The sequence below is a fragment of the Streptomyces sp. CB02058 genome (genome assembly GCF_001905505.1).
Taxonomy (GTDB): domain Bacteria; phylum Actinomycetota; class Actinomycetes; order Streptomycetales; family Streptomycetaceae; genus Streptomyces.
The window spans coordinates 927,022-946,956 of the sequence record NZ_LIPG01000003.1 but is presented as its reverse complement, the minus strand read 5'-3'; the positions used below and the strand labels follow the sequence as shown (position 1 = coordinate 946,956).

At 69.7% G+C, this 19,935-nt stretch carries 15 protein-coding genes; 12 read left to right on the top strand and 3 right to left on the bottom strand.

Annotation, left to right across the window (positions count from 1 at the left end; translation table 11 throughout):
* Positions 1-12 precede the first annotated feature (12 nt).
* Positions 13-585, bottom strand: coding sequence for an adenylosuccinate lyase (locus AMK10_RS17760; RefSeq protein ID WP_073748762.1), 573 nt, complete (start codon positions 583-585; stop codon positions 13-15).
* 349 nt (positions 586-934) lie between these two features.
* On the opposite strand from AMK10_RS17760, the gene AMK10_RS17755 reads away from it, so the two are divergent.
* Both AMK10_RS17755 and AMK10_RS17750 read left to right on the top strand, forming a co-directional pair.
* On the top strand, positions 935-2,716 hold the full coding sequence (locus AMK10_RS17755; protein WP_073748761.1) for a 3-hydroxyacyl-CoA dehydrogenase family protein: 1,782 nt from the start codon (positions 935-937) through the stop codon (positions 2,714-2,716).
* A gap of 91 nt (positions 2,717-2,807) precedes the next feature.
* The gene (locus tag AMK10_RS17750) at positions 2,808-3,623 is read left to right on the top strand and encodes a TetR family transcriptional regulator (RefSeq protein ID WP_073748760.1); all 816 of its coding nucleotides are present in this window, start codon (positions 2,808-2,810) and stop codon (positions 3,621-3,623) included.
* 16 nt (positions 3,624-3,639) lie between these two features.
* On the opposite strand, the gene AMK10_RS17745 is transcribed toward AMK10_RS17750, so the two are convergent.
* On the bottom strand, positions 3,640-4,440 hold the full coding sequence (locus AMK10_RS17745; protein WP_073749330.1) for a restriction endonuclease: 801 nt from the start codon (positions 4,438-4,440) through the stop codon (positions 3,640-3,642).
* 129 nt (positions 4,441-4,569) lie between these two features.
* Here AMK10_RS17745 and AMK10_RS17740 point away from each other — a divergent pair, with 129 nt between their 5' ends.
* The 9 genes from AMK10_RS17740 to AMK10_RS17700 all read left to right on the top strand — a co-directional run bounded on the left by AMK10_RS17740 (position 4,570) and on the right by AMK10_RS17700 (position 15,723).
* Positions 4,570-5,361 (top strand): GNAT family N-acetyltransferase, encoded by a 792-nt coding sequence (locus AMK10_RS17740; RefSeq protein ID WP_073748759.1) that lies wholly within the window; start codon positions 4,570-4,572, stop codon positions 5,359-5,361.
* A gap of 364 nt (positions 5,362-5,725) precedes the next feature.
* A complete protein-coding gene (ccrA, locus tag AMK10_RS17735) occupies positions 5,726-7,063 on the top strand; it encodes a crotonyl-CoA carboxylase/reductase (RefSeq protein WP_073748758.1) in 1,338 nt (445 codons plus the stop codon).
* Between the two features lie 8 nt (positions 7,064-7,071).
* On the top strand, positions 7,072-9,084 hold the full coding sequence (locus AMK10_RS17730) for a protein meaA (protein WP_073748757.1): 2,013 nt from the start codon (positions 7,072-7,074) through the stop codon (positions 9,082-9,084).
* Positions 9,081-10,046, top strand: coding sequence for an HpcH/HpaI aldolase/citrate lyase family protein (locus AMK10_RS17725; protein WP_073748756.1), 966 nt, complete (start codon positions 9,081-9,083; stop codon positions 10,044-10,046). Before AMK10_RS17730 ends, AMK10_RS17725 begins: the two co-directional genes overlap by 4 nt.
* A gap of 1 nt (position 10,047) precedes the next feature.
* A complete protein-coding gene (locus AMK10_RS17720) occupies positions 10,048-10,575 on the top strand; it encodes a MaoC family dehydratase (protein ID WP_073748755.1) in 528 nt (175 codons plus the stop codon).
* 2 nt (positions 10,576-10,577) lie between these two features.
* On the top strand, positions 10,578-11,783 hold the full coding sequence (locus AMK10_RS17715) for an acyl-CoA dehydrogenase family protein (RefSeq protein WP_073748754.1): 1,206 nt from the start codon (positions 10,578-10,580) through the stop codon (positions 11,781-11,783).
* Positions 11,784-11,964: 181 nt separating this feature from the next.
* Entirely contained in the window at positions 11,965-12,612 is a 648-nt protein-coding gene (locus AMK10_RS17710; RefSeq protein WP_073748753.1) for a phosphatidylserine decarboxylase, read from the top strand.
* Positions 12,613-12,634: 22 nt separating this feature from the next.
* Positions 12,635-13,462 carry a CDP-diacylglycerol--serine O-phosphatidyltransferase gene (gene pssA / locus AMK10_RS17705; RefSeq protein WP_073748752.1) on the top strand — a complete coding sequence of 276 codons (828 nt, stop codon included), beginning with the start codon at positions 12,635-12,637 and terminating at the stop codon, positions 13,460-13,462.
* Positions 13,463-13,596: 134 nt separating this feature from the next.
* Entirely contained in the window at positions 13,597-15,723 is a 2,127-nt protein-coding gene (locus AMK10_RS17700) for a PP2C family protein-serine/threonine phosphatase (protein WP_073749329.1), read from the top strand.
* A gap of 183 nt (positions 15,724-15,906) precedes the next feature.
* Here AMK10_RS17700 and AMK10_RS17695 read toward each other — a convergent pair whose 3' ends face one another.
* Entirely contained in the window at positions 15,907-17,265 is a 1,359-nt protein-coding gene (locus AMK10_RS17695) for a glycoside hydrolase family 5 protein (RefSeq protein ID WP_241839568.1), read from the bottom strand.
* Between the two features lie 293 nt (positions 17,266-17,558).
* On the opposite strand from AMK10_RS17695, the gene AMK10_RS17690 reads away from it, so the two are divergent.
* A complete protein-coding gene (locus AMK10_RS17690; protein WP_073748750.1) occupies positions 17,559-19,925 on the top strand; it encodes a discoidin domain-containing protein in 2,367 nt (788 codons plus the stop codon).
* The last annotated feature ends 10 nt before the right edge of the window (positions 19,926-19,935 follow it).

The following is a 19,935-nucleotide window of genomic DNA, read 5'->3' as shown; positions in this document are numbered from 1 at the left end:
CTCAGGCCCCCCTCACCCCGCCGGCAGCCGCCTCAGGGCTTCGGCCGCCGCCTCCCCCAGGCGCGGGTGCGGCAGCGCCGCCTCCAGGACCGGGCGGGCCCTGTCGTCCGCCAGGGTGCCCAGGCCCTCCACGCAGGCGAGCGCGACGCGCCAGTGCGGTTCGTCCGGGGTGAGCAGCCGGTGCAGGGTGCTCACCAGGGCCGGCACGGACTCGGGGGCGCGCAGGGCGGTCAGCAGGCGTACCGGGTGCAGGGCGTAGGCCGTCCGCAGGGTGTTCGTGGCGAGGGTCGCCGCCGCGCGGGGTGTCCGGGGGTCGCCGAGGAGCCGCAGGGCGTGCGCCGCCGATACGCAGCGCTCGGGGTCGCGGTGGTTGAGGAGGAGCACCAGCGCCTCGAAGGCGCGGCGGTCGCCCCGGCAGCCGAGCCGGAAGGCCGCGATCTCCCGGGCCCACAGGGGGCGTTCGCGTTCCACGAGGACCCGGGCCAGCTCCTCGTCGTCCTCGGTGGTGAGCAGCCGGTGGAAGGCCTCCGGCTCACCGGCCTCGTGCCCGAGCCGGTCCATCAGTGAGCGCAACTCCTCATCCATGACGGTGAGTTTATAGACGCGCACTCACGGTGTTCGCCGAACTGTGTGCCGGCGCACAAGCCCCCAGGGCTGGCGCGCTCGTTACTCGCCGGTTAAGCTCAGGTGAGCGGGACACACACCCCGTCGACTCCGGTGGCCTGGTGACGCAGCCACCCGGAGTGCTTGTCGGTTCGGCAGTTTGTGAGACGTGGCTCCGGGACAGAGCCCGTCACCCTTTCCCCCCGGTGCGCCCTGGGCGGCCGGAACCGTGCACCACGACACGCCTTTTCCGCACACCGAGCGCCGGCCGTTCCCCGGCCCCGCGCGCCGCCGTGCTCCTCACAGTCGTCACTCACCCTGGAGTCCCGTGATGGACACCCCGCTCACCACCATTGCCGTCGTCGGCCTCGGCACGATGGGAACCGGCATCGCCGAGGTCCTGACCCGTGCGGGCCGCGAGGTCATCGGCATCGACATCAGCGAAGCCGCCGCCCGCCAGGCCGTCGCCTCCCTCGAAGCCTCCACCGCCCGCGCCGTGAGCCGTGAGCGGATCACGGAGCAGGAGCGGCGCGACATCCTCGCCCGGTTCCGTACGTTCTCCGACCTTCAGGCCGCCGCGGACGCGGAGCTGGTCATCGAGGTCGTGCCGGAGACGTACGAGATCAAGCAGCAGGTCTTCCGGGAGCTCGACGCGGTGGTCCCCCCCACCACGATCCTGGCGACGGGCACGAACGCCCTGTCCGTGACCCGGCTGGCCGCCGAGTCGCAGCGCCCCGAGCGGGTCCTCGGCCTGCACTTCTTCAACCCGGCGCCCGCGATGAAGCTGGTCGAGGTGGTCTCCTCCGTGCTGACCGCCCCGCCCGCCGTGGAGAGCGTCACCCGGCTCGCACGTGAGCTCGGCAAGGAGCCGGTCGCGGTCGGTGACCGCCCGGGCTTCGTCGCGGACGGCCTGCTGTTCGGCTACCTCAACCAGGCCGCCGCGATGTACGAGGCGAACTACGCCTCCCGTGAGGACATCGACGCGGCGATGAAGCTGGGCTGCGGTCTGCCGATGGGCCCGCTGGCGCTGCTCGACCTGATCGGCATCGACACGGCCCGCACGGTCCTGGAGGCCATGTACGCCGAGTCCCACGACCGGCTGCACGCCCCGGCCCCGGTGCTGGGCCAGCTCAGCGAGGCGGGGCTGACCGGCCGCAAGGCGGGCCGCGGCTTCTACACGTACGCCGCCGCCGGCAGCCAGGACGTGGTGCCGGACGCACTGACCCCGTCACGGAGCGCGGGCGCGGTCCCCGGGCGCGAGGTCTCCTCGGTGGGTGTGGCCGGGTCGGGCACGATGGCCTCCGGTATCGCCGAGGTCTTCGCGAAGGCCGGATACTCCGTGGTGCTCGCCGCCCGCAGCCAGGAGAAGGCGGACACGGCCAAGGGACGGATCGCGAAGTCCCTGGAGCGCTCCGTCGCCAAGGGGCGGCTGACGGAGGAGGCGCGGGACGAGACGCTCGCCCGCATCACCGCGGCGGGCTCGCTGGACTCCTTCGCCGACGTCGATCTCGCGGTCGAGGCGGTCGCCGAGGACCTGGAGATCAAGCGGCAGCTCTTCCAGACGCTGGACAAGGTCTGCAAGCCGGGTGCGGTGCTCGCCACCACCACCTCGTCGCTGCCGGTCGTGGCGGTCGCGCGGGTGACGTCGCGCCCCGAGGACGTCATCGGGATGCACTTCTTCAACCCGGCTCCCGCGATGAAGCTGGTCGAGGTGGTCCGCACGGTGCTGACCGCCGACGACGTGCACGCCACCGTCCGCGAGGTCTGCCTGAAGGTGCGCAAGCACCCCGTCGACTGCGGTGACCGGGCCGGGTTCATCGTGAACGCGCTGCTCTTCCCCTACCTCAACAACGCGATCAAGATGGTCGAGGAGCACTACGCGACGCTCGACGACATCGACGCGGCGATGAAGCTGGGCGGCGGCTACCCGATGGGGCCGTTCGAACTCCTGGACGTGGTCGGCCTGGACGTCTCGCTCGCCATCGAGAAGGTTCTGCACAGCGAGTTCCGCGACCCGGGCCTGGCACCGGCGCCGCTGCTCGAACACCTGGTGGCCGCCGGCTGCCTCGGCCGCAAGACGGGGCGCGGCTTCCGCGAATATGCCCGCCGCTGATACCGGCGCGGGATGGGGCGGGTTGCTGGGGCCCTCGGGCGACCCGCCCCCACGGGCGCACTCCCCTGCACCGATGGGTTACGTTCACCTCATGTCCCAACCCGCCAAGTCCCCTCGTTCCTCCGCCGCGACGGATGCCCCGGAGAGTGCCGCCGTCACCCGGGCCGCCGCCCAACGGCTCAAAATGCGCCGTGAACTGGCTGCGGCGGCGATGGAACTCTTCGCCACGAAGGGGTACGAGGCGACCACGGTCGACGAGATCGCCGGGGCGGCCGGGGTCGCCCGGCGCACCTTCTTCCGCCACTTCCGCTCCAAGGAAGAGGCCATCTTCCCGGACCACGACGACACCCTCGTCAGGGCCGAGGCCGTCCTCAATGCCGCACCCGCGCACGAGCACCCGCTCGACACCGTGTGCCGCGGCATCAAGGAGGTCATGAAGATGTACGCGGCGAAGCCCGCGGTCTCCGTGGCGCGCTACAAGCTGACCCGCGAGGTACCCACGCTCCGGGAGGCCGAGATCGCGTCGGTGGCCCGCTACGAGCGCCTGTTCACGCGCTATCTGCTGGGCCATTTCGACGAGCGCGACCACCATGTCGGCAACGACGACCCCCTGCTCGCCGAGGTGGCCGCGTCCGCGGTGGTGACCGCGCACAACCATGTGCTGCGGCGCTGGCTGCGGGCCGACGGCCAGGGCGATGTGGAGACGCAGCTCGACCACGCCTTCGCGATCGTCCGGGAGACCTTCGGCACGGGCATCGGGGCCGGGCGGACCGTGGGCGCCGAGCCCTCGAAGGCCCCGGCCGCCTCGGTGTCCACCGAGGGCGAGGTGCTGGTCACCGTGGCCCGTACCGACGCGCCGCTGGACGAGATCATGCGCACGATCCAGCAGGCGCTGAAGGAGCACTGAGCCCGGCCCGGCGGGTTCACCCCTCGGCGGCCTGCACGGACGCGCTCGCGTACCAGGGCGGCGCGGCGCCCTCGCTCCACGCGGTGAGTCCGTCGCGACCGATGCAGACGATGCCGCACCGCTCGGCGTACTCGAGGGCCGGTTCGGTGAATTCACCGGTGGTGACGACCACGGCCGCCTCAGCGCCGTGCACCGCGTAACAGGTGCCGCCGAAGCGCTGGAGGTCCTGCGAGCCGACCTTGTTGTCACGCGTGTACCTCTTGCACTGCACGACCAGGCGGCGGCCGTCCGGCGTGGTCCCCACCACGTCCGCGCCGAGGTCGCCGGCGCCTCCGACGACCTCGGCGTCCAGGCAGCCGTCGCGCCTGCACAGCGCGGCCACGGCCTCCTCGAAGTCGTAGGGGTTCATGCCCTCGAAGTCGTACGGATCGACGGCCGCGTGGCCGCAGGGGTCCTCGCCCCCGTGACCCGCCGTCCGCGGCGGCTCGGGGCGGCGCGGCAGGGCGTCGGCCTCCGGTAGCTCCTCCAGGGCGGCGTCCACGACCTCGTAGGCGCTCTCGACGGCTGCCGCGGCGGCCCTGGCGGCCGCCCTGCGGCCGCGGCGCAGACGCAGGAGCACCACGACCGCCGCCACCAGCGCGGCCACGGAGGCCCCGGCGACCAGCGGATGCCGTTCGGCGCTCCTGAGGGCGGCGCGCACCGCGAGTCCGGTGCCGCAGAGCAGGAGGGCGAGGAAGGCGAAGCCGAACGCCGTCCGTCTGACGTCGAATTCGGGCCGGCGGCCCTGCCGGCCCGTTCTGCGCGTCCGTATGTCCATCGTGTTGCCCACCCCTTGTCCGTCGCCGCACCTTCAAGATCACTTTCGTGTGCCCCGCAGCCGCCGCTTGACGCGCCGCCGGAGGAAAACCCACTGGCCGAGCCGGAAAGGGAGTGCTCGGATGCGCTCATGGATCCTGAAGAGATGCTGGTCGCCTTCGACCACGAGATGAGGGAACACGCCCGCGCCGACGGCCCCGCCACCCGCGTCGAGCGGGTGGGGGACGTCGTACGGCAGACGGGCGGCCCCGACGGCTGGAACGGTGTCGTGTGGTCGGCCCCCGGCCTCACCACCGAGCGCGCGACGGCGGAGATCGCGGCGCAGATCGAGCACTACACCACGCTCGGCATCGCCGAGTTCGAGTGGAAGCTGTACGCCCATGACGGCCCGGCCGGTCTGGGCGGTCTGCTCGCCGCGGCCGGTTTCGAGCCGGAGCCGCCGGAGGCCCTGATGGTCGCGGCGGTCCAGGACCTGCCCCGGTCCGCGGAACTCCCCGAGGGCGTGACACTGCGTGCCGTGACCGATACGGCCGGGGTGGACCTGATGGTCCGGGCGCACGAGGCGGCGTTCGGTACGGACGGTTCGCGGCTGCGCCACCAGACGCTGGAGCGCCTCGCGGGCGCACCCGGCACCTTCACCGCCGTGGTGGCGACGGCGGACGGCGAACCGGTGAGCTCGGCCCGGATGGAGATGCACCCCGGCACGGGCTTCGCCTCGCTGTGGGGCGGCGGGACGGCGGCGCCCTGGCGGGGCAGAGGGATCTACCGGGCGCTGATCGCCCACCGGGCCCGCATCGCCGCGGACCTCGGCTACCGCTTCCTCCAGGTGGACGCGACGGACCTCTCGGCACCGATCCTGCGCAGGATCGGCTTCACGGCACTGAGCACGACGACGCCGTACGTGTACCGCACCGCGCCGTAGCCCCCGTAAAAAGAGGGCGCACCCCGACATACCGCCCATGATGTTGCTCATGCGTGCCTACGAGATGACAACTGAGAGAAATTGTTGGCACTGGGTGCCTTGCCACCTGTCACGCAGTGCCATACGTTGAAGGTGTCCGGGCGGCCGGCGTGCAGAGATCTCTCGTACGCCGGCTGTCCCCGCAGACCACGTGTCCGCGCGCCCGGACGCCTGCGTCACAGGCAACCCTTCTGCTCCACCGAGCAGGCCACAGCACCACACGCCGAACCGACGGCACACCTCCACACCGCACCGCTCCCCTGACCACAGGGGCCTCCGAGCGTTTCCCTCGACGCCGGAGACCCGATCTGCCGGAGGCATCACCGTGAAGGAAATCCTGGACGCGATCCAATCGCAGGACAGCACGGCTGCGGACTTCGCCGCCCTGTCCATCCCCGAGTCGTACCGCGCGGTGACCGTGCACAAGGACGAGGCCGAGATGTTCACCGGTCTCGCCAGTCGCGACAAGGACCCCCGCAAGTCGCTGCACCTGGACGAGGTGCCGGTGCCCGAACTCGGTCCCGGCGAGGCGATCGTCGCCGTCATGGCCAGCTCGGTGAACTACAACTCCGTCTGGACCTCGATCTTCGAGCCGGTCTCGACCTTCGGCTTCCTGGAGCGCTACGGCAGGCTCAGCGAGCTCACCAAGCGCCACGACCTGCCGTACCACGTCATCGGATCCGACCTGGCGGGCGTCGTCCTGCGCACCGGCCCCGGCGTCAACGCCTGGAACCCGGGTGACGAGGTCGTCGCGCACTGCCTCTCGGTGGAGCTGGAGTCCTCCGACGGACACAACGACACGATGCTCGACCCGGAGCAGCGCATCTGGGGATTCGAGACGAACTTCGGCGGCCTGGCGGAGATCGCACTCGTCAAGTCCAACCAGCTGATGCCGAAGCCGAAGCACCTCAGCTGGGAGGAGGCCGCGTCCCCGGGCCTGGTCAACTCCACGGCGTACCGCCAGCTCGTCTCGCGCAACGGCGCCGGCATGAAGCAGGGCGACAACGTGCTGATCTGGGGTGCGAGCGGCGGACTCGGCTCCTACGCGACCCAGTTCGCGCTGGCCGGCGGCGCCAACCCGATCTGTGTCGTCTCCAGCCCGGAGAAGGCCGACATCTGCCGGGCGATGGGCGCGGAGGCGGTCATCGACCGCAACGCGGAAGGCTACAAGTTCTGGAAGGACGAGCGCACCCAGGACCCCAAGGAGTGGAAGCGCTTCGGCAAGCGGATCCGCGAGTTCACCGGCGGCGAGGACATCGACATCGTCTTCGAGCACCCGGGCCGCGAGACCTTCGGCGCCTCGGTCTACGTCACCCGCAAGGGCGGCACGATCACCACCTGCGCCTCCACCTCGGGCTACATGCACGAGTACGACAACCGCTACCTCTGGATGTCGCTGAAGCGGATCATCGGCTCGCACTTCGCCAACTACCGCGAGGCGTGGGAGGCCAACCGCCTGATCGCCAAGGGCAAGATCCACCCGACGCTCTCCAAGGTCTACTCCCTGGAGGACACCGGCCAGGCGGCGTACGACGTGCACCGCAACCTGCACCAGGGCAAGGTCGGCGTGCTCGCCCTGGCGCCCCGTGAGGGCCTGGGCGTGCGCGACACCGAGCTGCGTGAGCAGCACATCGACGCCATCAACCGCTTCCGCAACGTCTGAGGTCTGCCATGACCGAACGTCAGAAGGACCGGCCGTGGCTCATGCGGACGTACGCCGGTCACTCGACCGCAGAGGCGTCCAACGAGCTCTACCGCCGCAACCTCGCCAAGGGCCAGACGGGTCTCTCGGTCGCCTTCGATCTGCCCACGCAGACCGGCTACGACCCCGACCACGTGCTCGCCCGCGGCGAGGTGGGCCGGGTCGGCGTGCCCGTCTCGCACCTCGGTGACATGCGGCGGCTGTTCCAGGACATCCCCCTGGAGCAGATGAACACCTCGATGACGATCAACGCCACCGCGATGTGGCTGCTGGCGCTCTACCAGGTGGTCGCCGAGGAGCAGGGGGCCGACCCCGACAGGCTCCAGGGCACGACGCAGAACGACATCGTGAAGGAGTACCTCTCGCGGGGGACGCACGTCTTCCCGCCGGGGCCCTCGTTGCGGCTGACGACCGACATGATCACGTACACGGTCAACCGCATCCCGAAGTGGAACCCGATCAACATCTGCAGCTACCACCTGCAGGAGGCGGGGGCCACTCCGGTCCAGGAGATCGCGTACGCCATGTCGACGGCCATCGCGGTGCTCGACGCCGTGCGTGACTCGGGCCAGGTGCCCGAGGAGCGGTTCGGTGACGTCGTCGCCCGCATCTCCTTCTTCGTGAACGCGGGCGTCCGCTTCATCGAGGAGATGTGCAAGATGCGCGCCTTCGGCCGCATCTGGGACCAGGTCACCCGCGAGCGGTACGGCATCGCGAACCCGAAGCAGCGCCGCTTCCGCTACGGCGTCCAGGTCAACTCCCTGGGGCTGACCGAGGCGCAGCCGGAGAACAACGTCCAGCGCATCGTGCTGGAGATGCTGGCCGTCACCCTCTCCAAGGACGCCCGCGCCCGCGCGGTGCAGCTGCCCGCCTGGAACGAGGCGCTGGGGCTGCCGCGCCCGTGGGACCAGCAGTGGTCGCTGCGCATCCAGCAGGTGCTCGCGCACGAGAGCGACCTGCTGGAGTACGAGGACATCTTCGCCGGTTCGCACGTCGTCGAGGCCAAGGTGGACTCCCTGGTCGAGGAGTCGCTGGCGGAGATCGACCGGATCCAGCAGATGGGCGGCGCGATGGCGGCCGTCGAGTCGGGCTACCTCAAGTCGGAGCTCGTCTCCTCGCACGCCGCGCGGCGGGCCCGGATCGAGGCCGGCGAGGAGAAGATCGTCGGCGTCAACATCTACGAGACGACCGAGCCCAACCCGCTGACCTCCGACCTGGACGCGGCGATCATGACGGTGGACCCCGAGAACGAGGCACGGGTCGTCGCCGCGCTGCACGAGTGGCGCGACAACCGTGACGAGCCCCGCGCCACCGAGGCGCTCGCCGCGCTGAAGAAGGCCGCGGCGGGCACCGAGAACATGATGGAGGCGACCGTCGAGTGCGCACGGGCGGGCGTCACCACCGGTGAGTGGGCGTGGGCCCTGCGCGACGTCTTCGGCGAGTTCCGTGCGCCGACAGGCGTCTCGTCCGCACCGGTGGCGGTCAACGCCGAGCCCGGCACCCCGCTCGCCGGGGTCCGCGAGAAGGTGGCCCGCACCGCCGGGGACCTGGGTGTCGGACGGCTGCGCCTGCTGGTCGGCAAGCCCGGCCTGGACGGGCATTCCAACGGCGCCGAGCAGATCGCCGTACGCGCGCGGGACGCCGGCTTCGAAGTGGTCTACCAGGGCATCAGGCTGACTCCCGAGCAGATCACGGACGCCGCGCTGGCCGAGGACGTGCACTGCGTCGGTCTGTCCATCCTGTCCGGCTCGCACGCCGAACTGGTACCGGACGTCCTGAACCGGCTGCGTGACGCCGGGGCGACGGACATCCCGGTGATCGCGGGCGGCATCATTCCCCCGGCCGACGCGAACGCCCTCATCGAGGCCGGCGTCGCCGCCGTCTTCACCCCGAAGGACTTCGGCATCACCGAGATCATCGGCCGTATCGTCGACGAGATCCGGAAAGCGAACAAGCTCGACCCTCTGGAGGTCCCCGCATGACCACGCCCGTGAACCGTCTGCGCCCGCGCCGCTCCTGTCTGGCAGTGCCGGGCTCGAACCCGCGGTTCCTGGAGAAGGCCCAGGGCCTTCCGGCCGACCAGGTCTTCCTCGACCTGGAGGACGCCTGCGCGCCGCTCGCCAAGGAGGGCGCCAGGCACCACATCGTCGACGCGCTCAACAACGGCGACTGGACGGGCAAGACCCGGGTCGTGCGCGTGAACGACTGGACGACGCACTGGACGTACCGCGACGTCATCACGGTTGTCGAGGGCGCGGGCCCGAACCTCGACTGCATCATGCTGCCGAAGGTGCAGGACGCCCAGCAGGTCGTCGCGCTGGACCTGCTGCTGACCCAGATCGAGAAGACGATGGGCTTCGAGGTCGGCCGGATCGGTATCGAGGCGCAGATCGAGAACGCCAAGGGCCTGGTGAACATCGACGACATCGCCGCCGCCTCGCCCCGCCTGGAGACCCTGATCTTCGGCCCGGCCGACTTCATGGCCTCGATCAACATGAAGACCCTGGTCGTCGGCCAGCAGCCGCCCGGCTACCCGGCGGACGCGTACCACTACATCCTGATGCGCATCCTCATGGCGGCCCGCACGCACGACCTCCAGGCGATCGACGGCCCGTTCCTCCAGATCCGCGACGTGGACGCCTACCGCGAGGTCGCGGGCCGTGCGGCCGCGCTGGGCTTCGACGGCAAGTGGGTGCTGCACCCCGGCCAGGTCGACGCGGCGAACGAGGTCTTCTCGCCCTCGCAGGAGGACTACGACCACGCCGAGCTCATCCTCGACGCCTACGACTGGTGCACCTCGGAGGAGGGCGGCAAGAAGGGCTCGGCGATGCTCGGCGACGAGATGATCGACGAGGCCAGCCGCAAGATGGCCCTGGTCATCGCGGGCAAGGGCCGCGCGGCCGGCATGCAGCGCACCTCCAAGTTCGAAGCGCCGGAGGCCTGACATGCAGTTCGGACGCACCTACGAGGAGTTCGAGGTCGGTGCCATCTACAAGCACTGGCCCGGAAAAACGGTCACCGAATACGACGACCACCTCTTCTGCCTGCTGACCATGAATCACCACCCGCTGCACATGGACAGCAACTACGCCGAGAAGACGACCGATTTCGGCAAGAACGTCGTCGTCGGCAACTACATCTATTCGCTGCTGCTCGGCATGTCGGTCCCGGACGTCTCCGGAAAGGCCATCGCCAATCTGGAGGTGGAGTCGCTGAAGCACGTGGCACCGACCTTCCACGGCGACACGATCTACGGCGAGACGACCGTGCTCGACAAGACGCCTTCGAGGTCGAAGAGCGACCGCGGCATCGTCCATGTGGAGACAAAGGGTTACAAGCAGGACGGCACGCTGGTCTGCGTGTTCCGCCGCAAGGTGATGGTCCCCACCGAGACGTACATCAAGGAGCGCGGCGGAGAACAGCCCGGCCGCCCGGAGCTGAACCAGCCGTCGAGCAAGAACGGGGAGAAGTAGCCATGAGCCGACTCGCACAGACCGCCGGCCTGACGGATGTCCAGCAGGAAATCCTCTCCACGGTCCGGGATTTCGTCGACAAGGAGATCATTCCTGTCGCCACGCAGCTGGAGCACCGCGACGAATACCCGACGGAGATCGTCGAAGGGCTGAAGGAACTCGGCCTGTTCGGGCTGATGATTCCCGAGGAGTACGGCGGTCTGGGCGAGTCGCTCCTGACGTACGCGCTCTGCGTCGAGGAGATCGCCCGGGGCTGGATGAGCGTGTCGGGCATCATCAACACGCACTTCATCGTGGCGTACATGCTCAAGCAGCACGGCACCCAGGAGCAGAAGGACACGTTCCTGCCGAGGATGGCCCTGGGCGAGGTGCGGGGCGCGTTCTCGATGTCCGAGCCGGCCCTGGGCTCCGACGTCTCCGCGATCAGCTCCAAGGGCGTGAAGGACGGTGACGAGTACGTTCTGAACGGCCAGAAGATGTGGCTGACGAACGGCGGCTCGTCCACGCTGGTGGCTGTTCTGTGCCGGAGTGACGAAGGACACCCCGAGGGAACGGCACCCCACAAGTCGATGACGACCTTCCTCGTGGAGAAGGAGGCGGGATTCGGCGAGGTCCGTCCCGGTCTCACCATTCCGGGGAAGATCGACAAGATGGGCTACAAGGGCGTCGACACGACCGAGCTCATCATGGACGGACTACGCATTCCGGCCAATCGTGTCCTGGGCGGCACGACCGGCCGAGGTTTTTACCAAATGATGGACGGTGTCGAGGTAGGGCGGGTGAATGTCGCCGCGCGTGGCTGCGGCGTCGCACAGCGTGCCTTCGAGCTGGGCGTTTCGTACGCCCAGCAGCGCCAGACCTTCGGAAAGCCGATCGCCCAGCACCAGGCGATCCAGTTCAAACTGGCTGAAATGGCCACCAAGGTCGAAGCCGCCCATGCGATGATGGTGAATGCAGCACGCAAGAAGGACTCCGGGGAGCGCAACGACCTGGAGGCAGGGATGGCGAAGTACCTCGCCTCCGAGTACTGCAAGGAAGTCGTCGAGGACGCCTTCCGTATCCACGGCGGCTACGGCTTCTCCAAGGAGTACGAGATCGAGCGCCTCTACCGCGAGGCCCCGATGCTGCTGATCGGTGAAGGTACCGCCGAGATCCAGAAAATGATCATCGGTCGCCGGCTCCTGGAGGAGTACCGGCTCCAGGGCTGAAAGTCCCTTTCGGGGTGATTTGGTGGCGAAGAACATCACACCGGATCACCCTCGTACGGAGCCTTTCAGCTGTCCGACTCGGCTGCTGGCTTGCCCAGTTGCCGCTCGCACCCGATAGCATCGCCGGAAAGCCGCCGTCCCCCCGTTGCCAGCGCGGCATCATCCGCTACGAAGGTCATCCATGCCCGACAGCCAAATCCCTGCAACGCGCGGCGGGGTCCGCCTCGCCCGCGGAGCATCGCCGTGGCTCCTCCCGACCGTCGCCACCGCGGCGCTCAGCCTCGCCCGGGCCCGCAAGTCCGGACGCTGGGCCGCCGTGGCCGTGCCCACCACCGCGCTCGCGGCGGGCATGCTGTGGTTCTTCCGCGACCCCGAGCGCGAGATCACCCAGGGCCGCGTCATCTCACCGGCCGACGGTGTGGTGCAGAGCATCATGCCGTGGAAGGACGGGCGCACCCGCGTCGCGATCTTCATGAGCCCGCTGAATGTTCACGTCAACCGGGCTCCGCTCTCCGGCACCGTGACCTCGGTCGAGCACATCCCCGGTGGATTCGTTCCGGCGTTCAACAAGGAGAGCGAGAACAACGAGCGCGTTGTCTGGCACTTCGACACCGAGCTCGGTGACATCGAGATGGTGCAGATCGCGGGAGCGGTCGCCCGTCGCATCGTGCCGTACGTCCCGCAGGGCACGAAGGTGGAGCAGGGCGAGCGCATCGGCCTGATCCGCTTCGGCTCGCGCGTCGACATCTACCTTCCGGAAGGTATCGATGTCGCGGTCGAGGTCGGCCAGGCCACCACCGCGGGGGTGACTCGAATTGACCGTAGTTGATCCTGATACCCAGGCGGGCTGGGTGCCCGAGGCCGCCGAGGACGAGGACGCCGACGGCACGGAGGACATGCCCCTCTCCATGAGGCTGTCGATAGCGGACACCCTCACCCTGGGTAACGCCACGTGCGGCTTCATGGCGGTGTACTTCACCACCACGGGCATCCTCATCCCGCATCTCACCGGCAGCGACGAGTCGGGCATGGCCCGACACTCCGCTGCCACCGCGGTGATCCTCATGCTCATGGCCGCCGTGTTCGACCTCTTCGACGGCCTGGTGGCGCGCAAGCTGCGCTCCTCGCCCATGGGGGCGGAGCTGGACAACCTCTCCGACCTCATCAGCTTCGGCCTCGCCCCGGCGTACTTCGTCCTGGTGTACGGGATGGTCGCGGACGACGCCCACCAGCGGGTCTCCGCGCTCGCGGCGATCGTGGTGCTGTTGGCGGTGGTGCTCAGGCTTGCGCGGTTCTCCTGCGTGACCTTGAAGGACGGCATGTTCCAGGGCATGCCGAGCCCCTTCGGAGCGCTCACGGTCGTCTCGATCGTGCTCCTGGAGCTGCCCTTCGTGCCGACGCTGCTCGCGATCATCGGAGTGGCGTGGCTGATGGTCAGCCGGGTCGAGTACCCGAAGCCGCGGGGTGTCCTCGCGGTGGCGATGCTCAGCTGGATCGTCGGCGCGATGGGGCTCCTCGCCGCCTGGGCGTTCGACGCCCCCGGCGGCCAGCTGCTCCTGCAGACCGGCTGCGCCCTCCAGGTCGTCCTGGGGGCGGTGATCCCGCTCTTCGCCACGGCACGGCGGGTGAACACCTTCCGCGACAACCGGCGCGAGGCACGGGCGGCGCAGCTCCCGTAACCACGCGGAACGCGACAGTCACGAGGGCCCGGATGCTCCCCGGCATCCGGGCCCTCGTGCATGCGCCGGGCACCGGCCCGCACGGGAAGGCCCAGCGGGTGCGGGGCCGCTTGTCCCGGGGGAGCCTGGGAAGGGTGCAGGACCGATCCACCGCCACCGGTTCGGGCACGGAGCTGCTGGACAGCGCCGTGTCCCACATCCTGCGCGAGACGGGTGCCTCCGTGGCGATGCTGTACCTCCTGCCGGAGGACGACACCACGCTGCACCTGACCGTCCTCGCCGGGGTGCCGGGGCAGCTGGCCTTCCCTTGGACCCGGGTCCAGCTGTCCGCCCCGATACCGGTGGCCGACGCCGTGCGCCTGGGGTGCCTGATCTGGCTCGGCAGCCAGGAGGAGCTGGCACGCCGCTATCCGCGCCCCGCGCTCGTCCTGCCGTACCAGTTCGCGATGGCTGCCGCGCCCCTGCGTACCGGCGCCGCAGAGCAGGGCGGGCTGGTGCTGCTGTGGCCGGGGTCGCACCCTTCGCAGCTCGCGCCCGGGGAGCGCGAGGCCCTGCTCAGGGGCTGCCGGAGCATCGACACGATCCTGCGGCAGGCCGAGAACAGCGGCTGTCCGGTTCTGCCCGGGAGCCGGCCCCGGGTGCTGCCCACCCCGGAGCCGGCCGTGCCGGATCCCGCGGAGGCCGCCGCCGCGACGGAGTTCATCCAGCGGCTGCCCGGAGGGAGCTGCGCGCTGGATCTCGACGGAACCGTCACCTACATGAACAGCGGTGCGGCGGCCCTGCTGGGAGCGGCGGCGGACGACGTCTGCGGCACCCTCCCCTGGGTGTCGCTCCCCTGGCTGCGGAACCCGGCGGTCGAGGACCACTACAGGGCCGCCGTCATCAGCCGCCAGAAGACGTCCTTCACCGTGCTGCGGCCACCGGACCAGTGGCTGTCCTTCCATCTCTTCCCCAACGCCACCGGCATCAGCGTCCGCATCCTCCCCACCACGGCGCCCGGCCCCGCCGACGTGCAGACCCCTGCGCTGCCGCCGACCTCCGGAGTGCCCAGCCGGGCGACCGCCCTGTACCACCTGATGCATCTGGCGGCGACGCTCACCGAGGCCGTCGGCACGCAGGACGTGATCGAGCTGGCCGGCGACCAGCTGCTGCCGGCGTTCCGCATCCAGACCCTCGTCGTGATGGCCTCGGCCGAGGGACGCCTGCGGGTCGAGGGCGGCCGGGGCAGCCGGCCCGGGCTCATGGACCGCTTCGACGGTGCCCCGCTGACCTCGGCGACACCGGCCGCCCATGTGCTGACGACGGGGATCCCCGACTTCTTCCCCACCTTCGCCGAACTGGAGCGGGCCCACCCCTCCGCGGGCCTGCGCAACGTTGTAGGCGCCTGCGCCTTCCTCCCCCTGGTCGTCTCCGGGCATCCGGTCGGCTCGCTGGTCCTGGCCTACGACCAGCCCCACGCCTTCGATCCGGAGGAACGCGCCCTCCTCACCTCGATCGCGGGGCTGCTCGCTCAGGCGCTGGACCGCGCCCGTCTGTACGACACGAAGGACCGGCTCGCGCACAGTCTGCAGGCCCACCTCCTGCCCCAGACCCTGCCCGGGATCCCCGGCCTCGACGTCGCGGCCCGCTATCTGCCGTCGACCCGGGGCATGGGCATCGGCGGGGACTTCTACGACCTGATCAGGCTGGACGAGACGACCGCCGCCGCCGCCATCGGCGACGTACAGGGGCACAACGAGAACGCCGCCGCGCTGATGGGGCAGGTCCGCACCGCCGTGCACGCCTCGGCCGGGTCCTCGCCCGCCGAGGTGCTGGCACGCACCAACCGTCTGCTCACCGACCTCGACCCCGGACTGTTCACCAGCTGTCTGTACGTCCATCTCGACCTCGCGGGGAACACCGCCTGTATGGCCACCGCCGGCCATCCCGCGCCGCTGCTGCGGCAGCCGGACGGACAGACCGAGTTCCTCGACCTGCCGCCCGGCCTCCTGCTCGGCATCGACGCGGCGGCCGACTACCCGACGGCGGAGATCCCCCTGCCGCCCGGCGCCGCGCTCGCCCTCTACACCGACGGTCTCGTGGAGGCGCCGGGCGTGGACGTCGAGGACGCCATCGCCGATCTGGCCGAGCACTTCGCCATAGCCCTGGACCAGGACATGGACTCGGTGGCCGACACGCTCGTGCGGTACGCGAGGAAGTACACGCCCGGCAACGACGACATCGCGCTGCTCCTGATCAACGCCCTGCTGCCGGACGGCTGACCGGCCGGACGTGTTCTGCCCGGGGAATCGACGGGACCGCCGGCCGTGCGCCCGGCCGGCGGTCCCCTGCGCCGGTGGCGCCGCGCTGTCACGGCGGATTGGAGAGCCCTGAGGTGCCGAGGCGGTGGGGTTTCATCGGCACCTCAGGACGTTCGGGGGTGGTGCTGCGGGCCCGGGGCCGGATCAGCCGCCGTAGAGGTCGCCCAGGGAGATGCCGGTGGTGCTGGCGGCGCCACCGAGCCTGACCTCGTGGTCGAGGCTCACGAACTTCCCGCCCGACTGCCAGAGGGCGGGCTTGAGCATCGCGTACTTGGCCTCGTCCCAGGTCGCCCAGTCGTAGCCCAGCAGGCCGCCGGTGTCACCGGAGTTGGGGTTGAGGCACCAGAAGGTCTGGTGGATGCCGTTCTCCACGATCAGGTCGCGCAGGGCGGTCATCCACTTCTGGTTGGGGCCGTTGTCGAGGTGGCCTCCCCATTCACCGATGAACAGCGGGGCCGTGCCGTCCTTGTGCAGGTAGAGCCAGTTGGGGTCCCAGACGTCGCGTTCCAGCGTCGTACGGTTCCACTCGCCCTGGAACCAGGGCTGCTGGTAGACCAGCGGGCCGTAGTCGTGCGGGGAGTAGACCAGCTGGTCCTGCTGCGCGCCGAGGTCGACCGGGTGGTCCTTCGCCCCGCGCAGGTTCCCGCCCCACCACATGCCGTGGTAGTCGGTCGCCGTGGTGGAGGACCAGTTCGTGCCGTCCTTGGGGTAGATCTCGATGCCTTCGCAGAGGACGAGGACGTGCGGGTTGATCGCGAGGATGCGCTTGCCCGCGGTCTGACAGGTGTGCTTGAAGTTGTCCTGGTCCGTGGAGCCGTCCCACTTGGCGCGAGGGCTGTCGGACTGCTTGCCGTGCGGCTCGTTCTTGACGTCCATCGCCACGAGCGTGTCGTTGGTCCTGTAGCGCTCGGTCACCCACTCCCAGGCGGTGTAGAACTGCTCGGGGGTGATCGAACCCTTCCACCAGACCGGGTACACATGGCCGGAGTTGTCGGCCTCCGCGCTGTGCACGTCCAGCATGACCTTGATGCCGTACTTCTCGGCCACCCCGAGGAAGGCGTCGAAGACCCCCAGGGTCGTCTTGCCCTGGAGCTCGGGGTTGGCCCAGGTGTTGACCGCGCTGGAGGTCGCGGCCTGGCCGTTCTTCCACTCCAGCAGGAGCTGGGTGGAGATCGGCACACGGACGATGTTGATGCCGCGCTCCGCCATCTGCCGGGTGACCGTGTCCAGGTTGGCGGACCAGAGCCCGTGGAAGACCCGCTCGGACGCGTTGAAGCCGAACCAGTTGACGCCGGTGAGCCAGACCCGGTTGCCCTGTGCGTCGACGATGCGGTTGCCCTCGGTGTGCAGCCAGTCCGTGCCGGAGGCCGCCGGGGCGGCGGCCTCGGGCGCGGTCGCGGGGACGGCCGACGGCTGCTGCGCGGCGACCGGGCCCGACAGCGTCACCAGCAGGGCGGTCGCGGTGACGGCGGCGGCGAGCGCCGTACCCAGCCGTTTTCTCATCCGTGACTTCATCCGTTGTCGCCTTTCATGGGGGTGAGGCGGGCAGCAAGGATGGGAGCGCTCCCATTCCGTTGGTCACATGAAGCCAGCACGGCGGAACGGCTGTCAATGGACATGACAACGTTCATTTCTTGAAGACGCCTGGTCGACATGTCCGCTCCGTATTCCCGCATCGTAGTCACTAATTTGAGCGACCGAGGTGAAATTTTGCGCAGCACCGTGGACTTCTTTATGACGGTGCTCCTAGCCTGTGGGGCGTCCGAAGCCCTTCGAGCCGCAAGGACCACCCACACGTGACCCCACCATCGCCCGTACCACGCCTGCTCGGACGCTCCTTGTCCGCCTCCCTCTCCCTCGCGCTCGCCGCCGCCGGTACCGCCACGGCGTTCGTGCTGGCCGGTGCTCCCGCCGCACAGGCCGCCGCCGTCCCCGCGCCGTCCCCCGTCGGGATATCCGGCCGGGGCGCCACCGTGCCGTTCAAGGAACACGAGGCCGAGTACGCCGCCACCAACGGCTCACTGATCGGCCCCGACCGCCTCTACGGCTCGCTGCCCTCCGAGGCTTCGGGCCGGCAGGCCGTCACGCTCGACGCCGCGGGCGAGTACGTCGAGTTCACGCTCACGGCCCCCGCGAACGCGATGACCTTCCGCTACTCGCTGCCGGACAACGCGGCCGGGACGGGCCGGGACGCCTCGCTCGACCTGCGGGTCAACGGCAACTCGCTCAAGAGCGTGCCGGTGACGTCGAAGTACGGCTGGTACTACGGGGGTTACCCCTTCAACAACAACCCGGGCGACACCAACCCGCACCACTTCTACGACGAGACCCGGACCATGTTCGGGTCCACGCTGGCCGCCGGGACGAAGGTCCGGCTCCAGGTGACCTCCACCTCCGCCTCACCCTCGTTCACCGTCGACCTGGCGGACTTCGAGCAGGTCGGCGCGCCGGTCGGCAAGCCGTCCGGGGCCCTGGACGTGGTGAGCGACTTCGGCGCGGACCCGACCGGAGCGGCCGACGCCACGGCGAAGATCCAGGCCGCGGTGGACGCGGGGCGCACCCAGGGCAAGGAGGTGTACATCCCGGAGGGCACCTTCAAGGTCCAGGACCACATCGTCGTCGACAAGGTCACCCTGCGCGGCGCGGGCCCCTGGTACAGCGTGCTGACGGGGCGCCACCCCACGGACCGGGCCAAGGCGGTCGGGGTCTACGGCAAGTACGCGGCACAGGGCGGCAGCAGCAACGTCACCCTCAAGGACTTCGCCATCATCGGCGACATCCGTGAGCGGGTGGACGACGACCAGGTCAACGCCATCGGCGGGGCCATGTCGAACTCGGTCGTCGACAACGTCTGGATGCAGCACACCAAGTGCGGCGCCTGGATGGACGGCCCGATGGACAACTTCACCATCAAGAACAGCCGCATCCTGGACCAGACCGCCGACGGCGTGAACTTCCACTACGGCGTCACGAACTCCACGGTGACCAACACCTTCGTCCGCAACACCGGTGACGACGGACTGGCCATGTGGGCGGAGAACGTCCCGAACGTCAAGAACAAGTTCACCTTCAACACGGTGGTCCTGCCGATCCTCGCCAACAACATCGTGACCTACGGCGGCAAGGACATCACCATCTCCGACAACGTCATGTCGGACACGATCACCAACGGCGGCGGACTGCACATCGCCAACCGCTATCCGGGCGTGAACTCGGGCAGGGGGACCGCCGTCTCGGGGACCCACACCGCCGCACGCAACACCCTGATCCGGACCGGGAACAACGACTTCAACTGGCACTTCGGTGTCGGCGCGATCTGGTTCAGCGGGCTCAACGAGCCGATCAGCAACGCCACCATCAACATCACGGACAGCGAGATCCTGGACAGCTCCTACGCCGCGATCCACCTGATCGAGGGCGCGAGCAACGGGCTGCACTTCGACAACATCAAGATCGACGGAGCGGGTACGTACGCGCTCCAGATCCAGTCCCCGGGCACGGCCTCCTTCAACAAGGTCGTGGCCACGCACATCGCCCAGTCCAACCCGATCCACAACTGTGTCGGCAGCGGCTTCCAGATCACCCAGGGCACCGGGAACTCGGGCTGGTACGCGAATCCGCCCGCCTGCACCGGTGTCTGGCCGGCCCCGGTGTGGACCAACGGCGGGGTACCCGGGGGCGGCGGGCCCACCGACCCGCCGGACCCGACCGACCCGCCGGACCCCACCGACCCGCCGGAGGAGACGGGCAACCTCGCTCAGGGGCGCCCCGTCACCGAGACGAGCCACGCCGACGTGTACGGCGCCGGCAACGCGGTCGACGGCAACGCCAACAGCTACTGGGAGAGCCGCAACAACGCCTTCCCGCAGTCCGTCACCGTGGACCTCGGTGCCGCCAAGGCGGTCAAGCGTCTGGTGCTGAAGCTGCCCCCGGCCGCCGCCTGGGCGACGCGCACGCAGACGATCGGGGTCACGGGGAGCACCGACAACTCCACGTACGGCTCCCTCAGGGCGCCGGCGGGCTACACGTTCGACCCGTCGAGCGGCAACACGGCGACGGTGACGCTGACGGGGACGCCGGTCCGCTATCTGCGGCTGACGTTCACCGCCAACACCGGCTGGCCGGCGGGCCAGTTGTCCGAGCTGGAGGCGTACACCAGCTGATCGCCCGCAC

What these genes read in the sequence shown, in the direction of transcription:
- AMK10_RS17725 (WP_073748756.1), top strand. Translation starts at nt 9,081, where the DNA reads ATGACCACGCCCGTGAACCGTCTGCGCCCGCGCCGCTCCTGTCTGGCA.
- AMK10_RS17740 (WP_073748759.1), top strand. Translation starts at nt 4,570, where the DNA reads ATGGATCCTGAAGAGATGCTGGTCGCCTTCGACCACGAGATGAGGGAA.
- AMK10_RS17745 (WP_073749330.1), bottom strand. Translation starts at nt 4,440, where the DNA reads ATGGACATACGGACGCGCAGAACGGGCCGGCAGGGCCGCCGGCCCGAA.
- AMK10_RS17710 (WP_073748753.1), top strand. Translation starts at nt 11,965, where the DNA reads ATGCCCGACAGCCAAATCCCTGCAACGCGCGGCGGGGTCCGCCTCGCC.
- AMK10_RS17720 (WP_073748755.1), top strand. Translation starts at nt 10,048, where the DNA reads ATGCAGTTCGGACGCACCTACGAGGAGTTCGAGGTCGGTGCCATCTAC.
- AMK10_RS17760 (WP_073748762.1), bottom strand. Translation starts at nt 585, where the DNA reads ATGGATGAGGAGTTGCGCTCACTGATGGACCGGCTCGGGCACGAGGCC.
- AMK10_RS17750 (WP_073748760.1), top strand. Translation starts at nt 2,808, where the DNA reads ATGTCCCAACCCGCCAAGTCCCCTCGTTCCTCCGCCGCGACGGATGCC.
- AMK10_RS17715 (WP_073748754.1), top strand. Translation starts at nt 10,578, where the DNA reads ATGAGCCGACTCGCACAGACCGCCGGCCTGACGGATGTCCAGCAGGAA.
- AMK10_RS17755 (WP_073748761.1), top strand. Translation starts at nt 935, where the DNA reads ATGGACACCCCGCTCACCACCATTGCCGTCGTCGGCCTCGGCACGATG.
- AMK10_RS17695 (WP_241839568.1), bottom strand. Translation starts at nt 17,265, where the DNA reads ATGAGAAAACGGCTGGGTACGGCGCTCGCCGCCGCCGTCACCGCGACC.
- AMK10_RS17730 (WP_073748757.1), top strand. Translation starts at nt 7,072, where the DNA reads ATGACCGAACGTCAGAAGGACCGGCCGTGGCTCATGCGGACGTACGCC.